Origin of the sequence: Pseudoalteromonas sp. SG44-8 (genome assembly GCF_014164125.1) — a bacterium.
In the GTDB taxonomy this organism is placed as follows: Bacteria; Pseudomonadota; Gammaproteobacteria; order Enterobacterales; family Alteromonadaceae; genus Pseudoalteromonas; species Pseudoalteromonas rhizosphaerae.
On sequence record NZ_JACJEQ010000013.1, the window covers coordinates 59,856 to 74,300 of the forward strand.

A 14,445-nucleotide genomic window follows, 5' to 3' on the forward strand; every position below is an offset into this window, starting at 1 on the left:
GCGATAAGGGCATTTTATAGGATTTAAATTGAAAAGACTAAAAAAAAGCCTCCAGATGGAGGCTTTTTTGATCTTAATTAATCTATTGAATTAAAACATTAAAATATAAACAACCCATTAACATTTTAATTATTTATCTTGCGATAAACTATAAACGTATGCAGTTAATAGGTGGATTTTTTCTTCACCTAAAATATCTTTCCATGCAGGCATAACACCGGCACGGCCGTTATTAAGTGTTTCTTCAACAGCACGTTGAGAACCACCATACAGCCAGATGTTATCAGTTAAGTTAGGTGCACCAAACGGTAAGTTATGTGCAACTGAACCTTTACCATCAGCACCATGACACGCGGCACACATTGCAAACTTAGCTGCGCCTGCTGCTGCATCTTTCTGGTTAACGGTACGACCTGATAAGCTTAGTACATGAGCAGTCATTTCTTTAACGCCTTGCTCACCCAATGCAGCACCCCAAGGTGGCATTGCAGCAATACGACCATATAAAAGTGTTTCTTTGATTTTATCTGGCGTGCCGCCATATAACCAATCTTTATCAGTTAGGTTAGGGAAGCCTTGACCACCACGAGCATCAGAACCATGACACTGTGAACAGTTTTGAGCAAATAAACGCTGACCAATTTCCAGTGCTTTTTCATCAGTAACAAGTGTTTCAATATCTTGCTGAGCATAAGCCGCAAAAATAGGACCAAAACGCTCATCTGCAGCGCGATATTCCGCATCAAGCTTTACAAATTCGCCATTCGCTTTAGCTTCTTCAACTGCTTTTTTAGATTCAGCTAAAGAGGTTATACCCTGGTTAGAACTGCTCCACTTAGCAATACCTTCCCAGTTACCTAGGCCAGGATATGCTGCTAAGTAATAAACTGACCATACAAATGTTGCAAAGAACATGTAAGTCCACCACTTAGGTAGTGGATTATTTAGTTCTTCAATACCATCAAATTCGTGCCCGCAGCTTTCACCTTCTTTAACACCAGTGTAGTTTGTTAAATTCCACACTAGTAATCCAAAAATGATAAATAAGCATGCAAGGGTTAATACAATAACCCATATACTCCAAAAGCTAGTCATTTCTCAGACCCCTTTTCCTCGTTAGAGATTGTATCATTATGTTTTTTCTCATCTTCAAAGATGACATTAGCGGCGTCTTTAAAACGTGTTTTACTACGCTTACTATATGCCCACACAACAATGACAATAAATAGTACTAAAATTACCAGAGTTAAAATGCCTCTGTATGTTCCGTAATCCATAATTAATTACTTCAAGTGCGTGCCAAGTTGTTGCAAGTAAGCAATGAGGGCTTGCATTTCTGTTGCACCCTTACCGTCATTCATAGCATCAACTTTAGCAACGTCAGCGATTAGTTCTTCATCACTACCATATCCTAAACCAGGGTGAGCTGGATTTTGTGGATTAATAGCAAATGTATCACGGAAAATTTTAAGCTTTTTCAGAGTAAGGCTAGTATCAACGCGATCCTCTGCTAACCAAGGAAAACCTGGCATGTTTGACTCAGGAACCACAGCACGTGGATTCACTAAGTGAGCATAATGCCAGTCATCCGAGTAACGTTTGCCCACACGTGCTAGGTCTGGACCAGTTCGTTTAGAACCCCATTGAAATGGGTGATCCCAAACCGACTCACCAGCAACCGAGTAGTGACCATAACGTTCAACTTCGTCACGGAAAGGGCGGATCATTTGTGAGTGACAGTTATAACAACCTTCACGTACATAGATATCACGGCCTTCCATTTCAAGCGCGTTTAGTGGGCGTAAACCATCGACTGGCTTTGTTGTATCATCTTGGAACATCAGTGGAGTTATCTCTACTAGTGCGCCGAAGCTGATAGCAAAAACAGTCAAGATAGCCATAAGGCCGATATTTTTTTCGACTATTTCATGTTTGTTTTGTGAATTATTATTGCTCATCATCTCACTCCGTTATGCTAACTGTGCTTGCGCATCTAATTTCAACGAATCATTCTTCGCAGAAATAGTACGGTAAACGTTATAAGCCATAACCAGCATGCCTACCACGATGAACACACCGCCTAGGAAGCGCATAACATAGAATGGATGTGATGCTTGAAGTGACTGCACAAAGCTGTACATTAATGTACCGTCAGCATTTACTGCGCGCCACATTAGACCTTGCATAACCCCTGAAATCCACATTGCTACAATGTATAAAACAACACCTACGGTATGTAACCAAAAGTGTGTGTTAACCAGTTTAATACTATACATACGACCTTGAGAAAATAACGCTGGGATAAGGTGGTAAATAGCACCGATAGAAATCATCGCAACCCAACCAAGTGCACCAGAATGAACATGACCAACAGTCCAATCAGTGTAATGAGAAAGGGCATTTACAGACTTAATCGCCATCATCGGGCCTTCAAAGGTAGACATACCATAGAAAGACAATGAAACAACTAAGAAGCGTAGTACTGGATCAGTACGTAGTTTATGCCATGCGCCAGATAGCGTCATGATACCGTTGATCATACCACCCCAAGAAGGAACGAATAAGATGATTGACATAACCATACCTAAACTCTGTGTCCAATCAGGAAGTGCAGTGTAGTGTAAGTGGTGAGGGCCTGCCCAAATATAAAGTGATACTAAAGCCCAAAAGTGAACAACAGATAAACGGTAAGAATAAACTGGACGACCTGCTTGTTTTGGTACAAAGTAATACATCATACCTAAGAAACCAGCCGTTAATAAGAAACCTACAGCGTTATGACCGTACCACCACTGAACCATCGCATCTACTGCACCTGCGTAGATTGAGTATGATTTAGTTAACGATACAGGCACAGCCATACTATTTACAATGTGAAGCACTGCAACAGTAATGATAAAGCCAGCATAAAACCAGTTAGCGACATAAATGTGCGATACTTTACGCTTAGCTATGGTGCCCATAAACACAACCGCATAGGTAACCCACACTACAGCAATTAAGATATCGATTGGCCACTCAAGCTCAGCATATTCTTTTGAACTTGTTATACCTAGAGGTAGAGTGATAACCGCAAGTACGATAACTAACTGCCAACCCCAGAAGGTAAAGGCGGCTAATTTGTCTGAGAGAAGGCGCGTCTGGCAAGTACGTTGCACGACATAATATGATGTCGCGAATAGTGCACTTGTACCAAATGCGAAAATAACTGCGTTCGTGTGTAACGGACGTAGTCGAGAGTATGTTAACCATGGTGTATCAAAGTTAAGTGCTGGCCAAGCTAATTGGGCAGCAATCAGAACCCCAATACTCATGCCAACGATGCCCCAAATCACTGTCATAATAGCGAATTGGCGTACAACCTTATAGTTGTACTCAGTTTGTGATGCTACTGTTTGGCTCATTTTCTGGCTTCCGCTGCAATAAATGCGTTTAGAAATGAATTACCCACTATATAAAGTGGGGCCTACTATTATTCTTAAGTATGTTATCAAAAACCCTCAAAGCTTTGACTGCTTCAGAAAACAAACTCGAGAAACCCTTATTTTTGCGGGGAAATGATAAAATTTTTGGCCTAAAAAAGATAGGTCAATTGCATAAAATTATGACATCAATCAATTTTTCACATGCAGTTGGTTATTTTTTGATGCACTTTTGTACATTTGTGTAAGAATTTAGTTCTGTGGTTGTATTTTAACACTGCGCTGATTAGTATCAGCCTTTACTTTATCTAGGGAATATTATGCCAATTAAGCTTTTAGTTGTGTTTTTAAGCGTATTGAACCTGTTAATTGCATGTGGCCCACAATCGCTAAGTATAGAAGAGCAACGCCAAGGTGCAAGCTGTCAGCCAAATCAGTTATGCGAGTATGATAATCAGGTGAAAATTTGGTTGAGTGAGCAACAAATAACGCCAGAAACGCCTTTTGAGATAAATTTATCGTTACCAAGCTCATTGTTAGTTCACAGTGCAAAACTTGAAGGCATCACTATGTATATGGGATATATTCCGGTGTTGTTTGAGCCGCTTGACGATATTTTAGTCGCACAAAGTATGGTTGGTATTTGTTCCGAGCGCAATATGACCTGGAAATTGACACTCGAAGTTAAAAATCCACAGGGTCAACTTAAGCATGTATTTTATTACTTTGATGCGACTTATTGATATCAGTTTAATCCATATTAAATCGGAGTGTTGGTTAAGAAAGTTGCTATCCGAAGCTTAGGGCATAGAGTTGCAAATGTCCGTTATCACTTATTCTGCCTATCCAAACACGCTATTTTTGTTACCTTCATTTGCTAAGTATTAGCTGACTTAATGCATTAACAATGCACTGGACCCATTTCTTAATTGATCCTTTAACGGTTCAAAACACTTCAAAGCAATATTTACTGAAATAATACGCTGAATATTAAGTTGAGTATCTATTTGTAAATCAGGGTTTCTAGTTTAAGTCTCGCCTTGAATTTTTATATTTTCAGTTAAATTTATAGAGTGCGCATAAAACCACCTTATTTTGACATTAAGCTGCAATGAACAAAGCTAAACCCCACTATATTGCTATCAAAAAAGTTGCATAGAGCTTAAATACGCAAAATTATTGCATAACTATGGTTAGCAGTTGTTGGTCAGTTTTGCAGTTTTAATAAAATGATGTGATTAACTTGTGAAATTTTCTGATTTAGGTATTTTTATACGTTAATTACATATAATTACAAAGTCCATTAGTTTGATTTCATACATGTTTAAAATGTTTTTCTTCGCACTTAAGTGTTTGAATATAAGCTGTATTAACTAGTTAACAATGAAACATTCATTAACCAATGTACCTATTGCGGGTTTATCAATAATTGCGAAGGTAATTATTAACCGCTCATTCAGATTTCATTCAGTTAAGTCCGCCTAAGTTGCCCTCGCTGACTCGATATTCTCAAATAAAACGAGCGCTACCTGAGCAAGGTATTTCTCCAACAAGTAGGGTTTCACATGAAAAAATCTATTATCGGTTTAGCTGTAGTTACAGCTATCCCTATGTTTTCAACAATGCAAGCAGTGGCTGCGGAAGATGGCGCCCAATCAATTGAAAAAATCCAAGTTACGGGCTCTCGCATTAAGCGTTCAGATATGGAAAACGCTAGCCCAGTTACATTAATTGGCGCAGATGATATTAAAGCAATGGGTGCCACAAGCATCGATAGCGTATTACAAAAAATGACCGCCACAGGCGGTGCAATGACAAACCCTGGCGTTAACAATGGTTCTGGTGGTAATGCACGTATTGATTTACGTGGACTAGGTTCTAGTAGAACATTAGTACTTGTAAACGGTCGTCGTATGATTGCCTCAGGTACTGGCGCTGCATCAACTGTTGACCTAAACACGATCCCTGTTTCAATGATCAAATCTGTAGAAGTACTTAAAGATGGTGCATCTGCTGTATATGGTACGGATGCGGTTGCAGGTGTTGTGAATATCATCCTAAAAGATGATTTCGAAGGCCTTGATATGAACGTCAACTCGGCAATCACAGGCGAAGGCGATGCAACTGAAAGTTCATTCGATTTTACAGTTGGTTCTTCATTCGATAAAGGTAACATTGTTATCGGTATGCAGTACACTGACCGTGGTAAAGCAAAGCAATCAGATCGTGATTTCTCAAGTTGTCCTATTGCAGAAGGTGCTAACGGTCTAAATTGTAACGGTGGTTCTCCATACAGCCCAGGTGGCCATATTTGGCAAGGTGGTGTAATTGGTGATGTAAATGAAGATGGTTCAACAGTTGATGCTGATGGTAACCCTGTTACTTCAGGTCTTGCCCCAACCGATGATGGTTTAGGCGGCCTTGGTGGACTCCATCCGTATACAGATTCAGACCTTTATAACTTTGCGCCAGATAGCTACTTATACACGCCAATGGAGCGTTTGAACTTAACTGGCCTTGCAAGTTATGAAATTTCAAACGATACACGTGTATTTACGGAATTTACCTACACAAAACGTTGGTCGCAACAGCAAATGGCTGCACAGCCAGTATGGTTTGATTTCAAGTACAATGAAAATATGGGCGATTCATTACTTGGTCAAACTTATGTAGGTAAAGTTGACCGCAATGGCGATGGTCTTGCAGATCGTGATGCAGACGGTAAATATATTACTGACACATTAAATTACGCATATGGTGATGATATCTCTTATGGGCGTCGTATGTCAGACACTGGCCCTCGTTATTTCGAACAGTCAGTAGACACTGTTCGTGCGGTAATTGGTGCAGAAGGTTTTGTAGGTGATTACTCATGGGATGTGTCAGCTAACTTCGGTCGTAACGATTCTGTTGATAAGACAGCCAACCTTCACAATATGGGTGCTATCCAAGAACAAATCACTGAAGGTACATTTAACCCGCTTGATCAAGCTGCATGGACATCTGAAGATTTCCGTAAAAATGTTTACACTGAAGTAAACAATGGTGGTAGTCAGTTATTTATAGTTTCAGCATCTGTATCAGGTGAAATGTTTGAATTACCAGCAGGTTATGCTGCTTTTGCTGCGGGCGTTGAGCACCGTCAAGAGAAAGCATGGTACACACCAGATTCACTAACAGCGCAAGGCCTTGCAAATGACCCTATGGTTGAACCAACCGCTGGCGGCTTTGACGTAAATGAAGCGTATGTTGAATTTGCAATCCCATTACTTGCTGATGCACCATTTGCTCAAAACGTAGAGCTTAGCGCTGCAATCCGTGCGTTTGATTACAGCACATTTGGTTCTGACGAAACATGGAAGCTAGGTTTAACATGGAAAGCAAATGACGAACTAATGTTCCGTAGTGTAGTATCTACAGCATTCCGAGCACCAACCGTTTCTGAGCTTTATTCAGGTAATTCACCTTCTTTTGAACGTGTAACTTTCCCTGGTGCACAAGATCAAGCTGAAGTAACAGTAGGTGGTAACTCATTACTTACTCCTGAAGAAGCGGATACTTTCACAGCAGGTATCGTATACGAGCCAGAGTGGTTTGACGGCTTCAGCATGACAATTGATTATTACAAAATTGAGATTGATAATGCGATTGCATCAGTTAACGAGCAATATATTGTCGATCAATGTTTAGCAACAACTGCAAATGCTGATTCTGTATTATGTCAGTCAGCTAATATCGGCATGGATAGCACAGGTCGAATTAGTTTCAACAATCAGCTGCAAAATGTTGGTGCTGAGGAAACGTCTGGCGTAGATTTAAACTTATCATATAGCTTTGAAGCTGCAGGCCTTAACTGGAAAGCAGGTTTAGACACTACTTACCTAGACGAGTATGTTGTAACTGTTCTTGATGATACTGTTGATTACGCTGGTTTGATAACTTCAAACATTGGTGGCTATGCAGATCTTAAGTCTAACTTTACACTAAATGCAGCTGGCGATAACTGGGATGCACAGTATCAAGCTCGTTACATCTCTGGTATGGATAGTTACTCATGTATCGGTAAAGACACGTGTTATGCGCCGTCTACACCAACTGTTATCTACCATGACATCAGTGGTTCATACATGATCAATGAAACTGTTGCATTATCTGCAGGTGTAAACAACTTATTTGATAAGCAACCTCCTTACTACACAGGTAATAATGATTCAAACACTGACCCGTACACATACGATGTACTGGGTCGTCGTTTCTTCGCTGGTGTGAATGTTAAATTCTAATTAGTAAGAATATTGGATTCTTATGAAGGCCTAGTTTACTAGGCCTTTTTTATTGAACAAATGAAAGTGTGGCAGTAAACTAGATGCATCTTTTTACTTATTAGGAGAGCTGATTGCTAAAACAGGATGAAAACTTATCCTTTATAATTGAACCTGAATTGAGCCCGCGCTCTGAACAGCGCATTGATATGTACTTTTCTATTCCGAATGAAATGGGCATCAATCCGCAAACGTTAACAGAAGAATCGTATTTTAATAACCACTTCAAATCGTATTTAGCGTATAACGCCAATAATATCCATTTACCTTTAGTGCGCAGTCGCTTTGTTAGTAAAAATAAAGGTGAACAACAAGACTATCGGCAAAACCTCAACTTGTATTGTTATCAAGTCCGCCTAGCGATTGATACTGATATCAAAGATACATTAAAGATTGAAGAAGTTGATGAGTTTTATCAGCGCGCTATTGAATTATGTGAACAAAGTCAAAGCTTACTTAAAAAGCTAAGGCGTTACACACCTGATGATGAAAAACTGATCTCGTTTTATACCAATGCAGATAACTATCTGAGTTGGCATATTGAGCAGTCGTTTTTAAAATTACTTGACGAAGGGCCACGTAGCAGTGATTACGCGAAAGAGCGTAATGATCTGATGAATTTTTGTAAAGCCGAGCAAGATTATCGACATGAGCTGCAATATAACTCGGAATCAACCCTTCAGGATGCAAACCGGATCACCAATAAGATGCGTCTTTTACAGCGTTTGATTGAGCATGGTGTGGTGTTAAATCGTAATACTCGTTACCTTAATAGTTATTTAAAACGATTGGTTAAAGGAACCGTTACAGCGATTATAATGGCGCTTGTTATGGTTGTGGTTCTGAATGCGCGGATCTCATTTACCGAAGTGACTGCAACATTAGTGATCATTTTGGGCGCTATTTACGGGATGCGAGAAATTTTTAAAGAAGACATAACACGAGTTATTTGGCGAGCTATTGTGAAAGGGCGCCCAAAATGGCGATTTCAATTTCGAAATAGCGTTACCAAAGATAAAATAGCTACACAATACATCTGGCTTGAATATACACGCTTTAAACATATTCCAGAGGATGTACGAAAAATATTTTCAAAACGACGTCAACAAAATAAACAAGCAGCGCAATGGCTGCACTTTGCCAGTGAAATACGGGTTAATGCAAAAGAGTTCTTACCTGGTTATGATAGCTTGCAACAGACCTTGCAGTTTAGTTTAGCGGCGTTTGCGCGGAACTTAAAAAAAGGCGAAGGTAAACTGTATCATCTTGATAATAATAAAATATCTAAACAAAGTGTGGAGCGGCGCTATCAACTAAATGTAGTGCTTTCATATCAAAATGACGAAGAGATAAAGTACCAGCGTTATAAAATCACCTTAAATAGAAGTAAAATAGTTAGCATTGAACTGATTTATAGCGAAATGGAATAAATGTTGTCGTCGATTTTCTTATCTATCAGGTATTATCTCCCTCTTTTTACACAGCTTGAGGGGGAGTGATATGCGCTTTCTGATTTCCAGGATGGCCGCAACTAGTCAATGTCCACCACGTAAACCGATGAGTAAAATCATGTGGTCTTTAATTGGGTCATTTTTAGGCATTTATTTAGTTGCAATAATTGGCAAAAGCTTACAGTTTGATCCGTTAACTAATTTATTTTTAATTGGTTCTTTAGGTGCGACTGCTGTGCTTGTTTACGGTGCGCCATTGGCTGAGTTTTCTCAACCGCGTAATCTTATTGGCGGTCATGTTCTCAGTGCGTTGGTGGGTGTTACTGTGGCAAAACTGCTAACTGCCGATTTAATGTTGGCAAGTGCTTTGGCTGTTTCACTATCAGTTGCGGTTATGCACTTAACGCGTACTTTGCATCCACCGGGTGGCGCTACTGCTTTGATTGCGGTTATTGGTGGTAGCGGTATACAACAGCTAGGTTATTACTATGTCGTAAGCCCTGTATTGTTTGGTACGACAATTATGCTGTTAGTTGGGTTGCTAGTTAATAATTTATCACGTAACCCTAAGCGTCATTATCCTGTCTATTGGTGGTAATAACTGTCAGTAGGTGGCAACATCGTTACTACCTACTGCAATGGTTTATTTTTCTAAACCAGTTTTACTATACAAAGATACTTTGTTTGATACCAAGGTTATTTCAATGTTTTTACTGTCATCGCCCCATGTGCAATTTGTGTGTAGGGTTTTTTCTACACAATTATCAGCGCTTCCTAAAATTGCTTCTACTGCAGTTTTGTCCATGCCAATTTCGATTTTCTCGTAATTCTCTAAGTTTACTTTTGAGCAAGCTGCTAGGCTTAATGTTGCAGCAATAATTAAAAGTTTTTTCATTCGGTCATCTTCCTTTATTTAGTGGTTAAATTTTCTAATTTGTACAATCATGCCCATTTTTGGATGATCAAAATAATGAATGTCGCCACTTATCACACGTTTGAATTGTGAGAACCGAGCGTGTTGGATTTCACCAGTTACTTGGATTTCATTTACGTCAAAGCTGGCATTAATAAATAAATAATGGCGCAAATAAATATTAAAAGTGCCATCTAATTCCCACTTATCTGCATTTTGCTCAATTGCAGGGGCTATGAACTGATTAGGACTGACTAAACTAATAAAGTCATTATTTGTATACTGTGGCGTTTGCGCAATCACAGGTGCGTGCAATAATTTACCACCAAACAGTTTAATACTTTCAGAACGAGATTGGCTCGCCCCTTCAAAACGCCACCCGGTGTGAAGTATAGGTTTGAGGCCTTTACGCAGTAGTTCTTGTTGCTGTGATGTAAATTGTAGCTGTTCGGGAGCAAGTAAGTAGGTTTGCTCCATATCATCTTTAACAGGCGCTAATGGGCTCAGTGGTAACACTGAATAACTGCGCAGGTAATCGATGTTGTTATCGCACAAATTAGAGCGGTTTACACCAATCACAGAATCGGTTAACGACTGTGAATTAAAGCGAGTGTCGCCGTTGATACATTCCTGCTTAGCTTGTTCAATATAAAGTGGTGTCAGTAAATCAATGCTACGTTTAGCGTTAATTGGTTCTTTAGCTAAGCTAAAGTCTTCTTGCAAATAAGGGGCTGGGCGCTGTTTGAATATCAGTATTTCTACTTCAAACCAACGTTCTGCAAATGCTGTGCTACTAAATACACAGCATAGTAGGATAAGAGATTTTTTAAGCAACATTAATGGCTAACCTTTTTTTCGAAATCCGCAATCATTGCAGTGACCATTTTTAAGCGTTCGCGGGCATTCGCTTCATTGATCGCAAAGCGCAACTTATTTGCACCATCCATTTTATACACCTTAGGTGCACTTTGTATCAAACCTATAATGAAGCTAGGGTTAACCTTAGTATGTTGACTAAACTCAAAATAGCCACCTTTTGGATTTGCTTCAATTTTTTTGATGCCTAATTCGCTGGCTTTGAGTTTCAGTTGCTGCAAACTAAATAGGTTTTTAGTTGCATCAGGCAGCAGACCGAAGCGATCAATCAGCTCAACTTGTAATTCGTCCATATCATCTAGGTTAGCGCAGCTGGCAACCCGTTTGTAAATACCTAGTCGCGCATTTACATCGTGAATATAATCTTCAGGGAGTAAAGCGGCTAATTTTAAGTCCACTTCACTTTGTTGTTGTAGCAAGTTATCAAGGGTAGGCTCTTTGCCTTCACGAAGAGATTTCACAGCTTGCTCAAGCATTTCCATATATAAGCTAAAGCCGATGGTTTGCATTTGTCCTGATTGATCATCACCAAGCAACTCACCAGCACCACGGATCTCTAAATCGTGGGTTGCGAGTGCAAAACCGGCACCTAAATCTTCCAGTGACTCGATGGCTTCAAGGCGTTTTACAGCATCTTTCGACAGCCCTTTAGGATTACCCGTTAATAAGTAAGCATAAGCTTGATGATGGCTGCGACCAACTCGACCCCGTAACTGATGTAACTGCGCTAAGCCTAGTTTATCGGCTCTATCCATAATAATTGTATTGGCTGTGGGGATATCAATTCCCGTTTCAATGATGGTAGTACATACAAGTACGTTGTATTTCTGGTGGTAAAATTCGCTCATCAGTTGTTCTAAATCACGTTCGCGCATTTGGCCATGGGCAGAAGCGACGCTTGCCTCAGGTACCCACTCACTAATTTCTTCTGCCACGCGGTCAATAGTTTCAACGTTATTATGTAAAAAGTATACTTGGCCACCGCGCTTTATTTCCCGCAATACCGCCTCTCTGATCAAATCTGCATCGCGTTGACGAACAAATGTTTTAACCGCTAAGCGTTTTGCAGGAGGGGTCGCGATGATTGAAAGATCACGCATACCACTCATGGCCATATTTAATGTACGTGGGATTGGTGTTGCAGTGAGTGTTAAAATGTCAACATCGGCACGCAGTGATTTTATCTTCTCTTTTTGACGTACCCCAAACCGGTGTTCTTCATCGACAATGAGCAAGCCAAGATCTTTAAATATAATATCGGCTTGGATCAATTTGTGAGTACCAATGACGATGTCCAAGGTACCTTTAGCCATTTTTTCTAGGGTGTCTTTTTGTTCTTTAGGCGAATTAAAGCGAGACAGCACACCGACTTCAATGGGTAAGTCGGCAAATCGATCTTTAAAGTTTTCAAAGTGTTGTTGTGCAAGCAAGGTAGTTGGTACTAAAACCGCTACTTGTTTATTGTCGTTTACAGCAACAAAGGCGGCGCGCATCGCAACTTCAGTTTTGCCAAAACCTACATCACCACAGACTAACCTATCCATTGCTTGTTTACTTTGCATATCACCTAGCACAGCTTCGATGGCGTTACGCTGATCGTCAGTTTCTTCAAATGGAAACCCATCACTAAATACGCGATAAGCAGCACCATCAAGGGCAAATGCATTACCAGCTTTAGCTTGACGCTGGGCGTAAATATCGAGTAATTCAGCGGCCACATCACGTACCTTTTCAGCCGCGCGTTTTTTCGCTTTCTCCCAAGCATCAGATCCCAGTTTATGCAGCGGTGCACTGGCTTCTTCGCCACCAGAATAACGACTGAGCATATGCAGGGCTGACACTGGCACATACAACTTTGCTTCATTGGCATAGGTAATGGTTACAAACTCAGTGATCAGTCCCGCCGCATCAATCGTTTGCAGACCTTGGTAGCGGCCTACACCGTGGTCCAAGTGTACAATCGGTTGGCCAACTTTAAGTTCAGCTAAGTTACGGATGAGCGCATCTTGGCTAGCTTCGTATTTATGTTTACGACGGCGACGCTGGGATACTTTAATGCCAAGTAATTCTTGTTCAGTAACTATGGATAATGCGGGCTTTGTACCAAGTACTACACTTTGTTCTAGTGGGCTGACAATTAAGCCAACATCGCTACTGCTATTTACAAATTCATCGAATGATGAAAACTCTTTAAACTTTAAGCCGCTGGGTTTAAGTATAGCGAGCAGAGATTCACGGCGACCATCGGATTCTACTGACAGTAAGATACGGCCTTTTTGTTTCTTTTGCGCTGCTACATAATTTATAAATGCTTGATAGGGTTCATGTAGTTTATGATCAATGCGTATTGCGGGTAACTCGCTGGTGACTAGATTTTTATTGCCTGCTTTTGTCGCGAGTTTTGCTTGCGATAACCGAATGCGAGCAAAGTTGCCTAAATTTTCAAACAGTTCATTAATGGGTTGATAAAGTGCAACTGGCTCAAGTAACGGGCGCAGTGGATCGACTCGACGGTTTTCATAACGCACATTAATATCATGCCAAAAATGCTCCGCAGCATCTTCTAAATCTCCTAGTTGCATCACTGTTGCAGTATCTGGCAGGTAATCAAAGATAGTGGCTAATTGCTCAAAAAACAGCGGCATATAATATTCGATACCAGCAGGCCAATTGCCTTTGGTCACTTGCATATACACGGAATCTTGCGATGAGCTGGCACCAAATTTTTCACGGTAGTTTATTCTAAATCGTTCAATATCGGCTTCGTTGGTAGGGAACTCATGAGCAGGTAGTAATTCAATTTTATCGACTTTTTCATCCGAGCGTTGGCTTTCAACATCAAATAAACGAATGGTATCAAGTTCGTCATCAAGAAAATCGAGTCTAAATGGATGCGGACTGCCCATTGGATATAAATCAACAATCGAGCCACGAATGGCGTATTCACCATGCTCCATGACTTGTTGCACATGCAAATAGCCTGCTTGCTCTAAGTTACTGCGAAGTTTGTGGGTATCGAGAATATCACCGACTTTAAAATTAATGGTTGAACCATAAATAAACGAAGCAGGGGCGGTACGTAGCATCAAGGTAGACACAGGCACAATTAATACACTTTGTTGTTCTTTCTTTAAAGTATTTAAGGTGGCTAAGCGCGATGAAATTATATCTTGATGGGGTGAGAAATGATCGTAAGGCAACGTTTCCCAATCAGGGAATATCATTACTGGATGCTCGGGTAGCAAGCACTCCAACTCTGTTTCAAGGCGCAGTGCACTGGGTGTATCAGGGGTAACAATAAGCACTAAGCCATCTTGTTGTTTAACCCCTTGTGCAATGGCAATACTTAAACCACTGCCAGTGAGTTGCCCCCATTGAATTTTATCTTTTTGAGATTTTACCCAAGGCAAGGCTGCCCATTGCGCAAACGCCATTTACTACTCCTTTAATGCGCCTCTACT

Annotated in this window: 11 protein-coding genes; 4 read left to right on the top strand and 7 right to left on the bottom strand. The window is 40.4% G+C overall.

Annotated elements, in window-relative coordinates:
* Positions 1 to 129: 129 nt before the first annotated feature.
* The 4 genes from ccoP to ccoN are packed head-to-tail and all read right to left on the bottom strand — an operon-like array spanning position 130 to position 3,404.
* On the bottom strand, positions 130 to 1,095 hold the full coding sequence (ccoP, locus tag H5163_RS12010) for a cytochrome-c oxidase, cbb3-type subunit III (RefSeq protein ID WP_145233511.1): 966 nt from the start codon (positions 1,093 to 1,095) through the stop codon (positions 130 to 132).
* Positions 1,092 to 1,277 carry a cbb3-type cytochrome c oxidase subunit 3 gene (locus tag H5163_RS12015; RefSeq protein ID WP_064667100.1) on the bottom strand — a complete coding sequence of 62 codons (186 nt, stop codon included), beginning with the start codon at positions 1,275 to 1,277 and terminating at the stop codon, positions 1,092 to 1,094. Before H5163_RS12015 ends, ccoP begins: the two co-directional genes overlap by 4 nt.
* 6 nt (positions 1,278 to 1,283) lie before the next feature.
* Positions 1,284 to 1,958: a cytochrome-c oxidase, cbb3-type subunit II gene (ccoO, locus tag H5163_RS12020; RefSeq protein ID WP_145234075.1), complete on the bottom strand. Its 675-nt coding sequence runs from the start codon at positions 1,956 to 1,958 to the stop codon at positions 1,284 to 1,286.
* A 12-nt stretch (positions 1,959 to 1,970) separates the two neighbouring features.
* Complete coding sequence (gene ccoN, locus H5163_RS12025; RefSeq protein WP_145233514.1) at positions 1,971 to 3,404, bottom strand: cytochrome-c oxidase, cbb3-type subunit I; 1,434 nt, start codon at positions 3,402 to 3,404, stop codon at positions 1,971 to 1,973.
* A 338-nt stretch (positions 3,405 to 3,742) separates the two neighbouring features.
* Between ccoN and H5163_RS12030 the strand changes: the two genes are divergently transcribed.
* The 4 genes from H5163_RS12030 (at position 3,743) to H5163_RS12045 (ending at position 9,793) form a co-directional block, all read left to right on the top strand.
* A complete protein-coding gene (locus H5163_RS12030) occupies positions 3,743 to 4,165 on the top strand; it encodes a hypothetical protein (protein WP_145233516.1) in 423 nt (140 codons plus the stop codon).
* A gap of 822 nt (positions 4,166 to 4,987) precedes the next feature.
* Positions 4,988 to 7,705 (top strand): TonB-dependent siderophore receptor, encoded by a 2,718-nt coding sequence (locus H5163_RS12035; protein WP_145233519.1) that lies wholly within the window; start codon positions 4,988 to 4,990, stop codon positions 7,703 to 7,705.
* 113 nt (positions 7,706 to 7,818) lie between these two features.
* Positions 7,819 to 9,174: a hypothetical protein gene (locus H5163_RS12040; protein ID WP_182735217.1), complete on the top strand. Its 1,356-nt coding sequence runs from the start codon at positions 7,819 to 7,821 to the stop codon at positions 9,172 to 9,174.
* Between the two features lie 70 nt (positions 9,175 to 9,244).
* Positions 9,245 to 9,793: an HPP family protein gene (locus tag H5163_RS12045; protein WP_182735218.1), complete on the top strand. Its 549-nt coding sequence runs from the start codon at positions 9,245 to 9,247 to the stop codon at positions 9,791 to 9,793.
* A 45-nt stretch (positions 9,794 to 9,838) separates the two neighbouring features.
* Here the strand turns inward: H5163_RS12045 and H5163_RS12050 are convergent, their stop codons facing one another.
* Genes H5163_RS12050 through mfd form a run of 3 tightly spaced genes read right to left on the bottom strand, consistent with a single transcriptional unit; the run spans position 9,839 to position 14,418 of the window.
* Entirely contained in the window at positions 9,839 to 10,090 is a 252-nt protein-coding gene (locus tag H5163_RS12050; protein WP_182735219.1) for a DUF3862 domain-containing protein, read from the bottom strand.
* A gap of 18 nt (positions 10,091 to 10,108) precedes the next feature.
* Positions 10,109 to 10,945 (bottom strand): peptidoglycan binding protein CsiV, encoded by an 837-nt coding sequence (locus H5163_RS12055; protein ID WP_145233539.1) that lies wholly within the window; start codon positions 10,943 to 10,945, stop codon positions 10,109 to 10,111.
* Positions 10,945 to 14,418, bottom strand: a complete 3,474-nt coding sequence (gene mfd, locus H5163_RS12060) for a transcription-repair coupling factor (RefSeq protein WP_145233542.1) — start codon at positions 14,416 to 14,418, stop codon at positions 10,945 to 10,947. Before mfd ends, H5163_RS12055 begins: the two co-directional genes overlap by 1 nt.
* Positions 14,419 to 14,445: the final 27 nt, after the last annotated feature.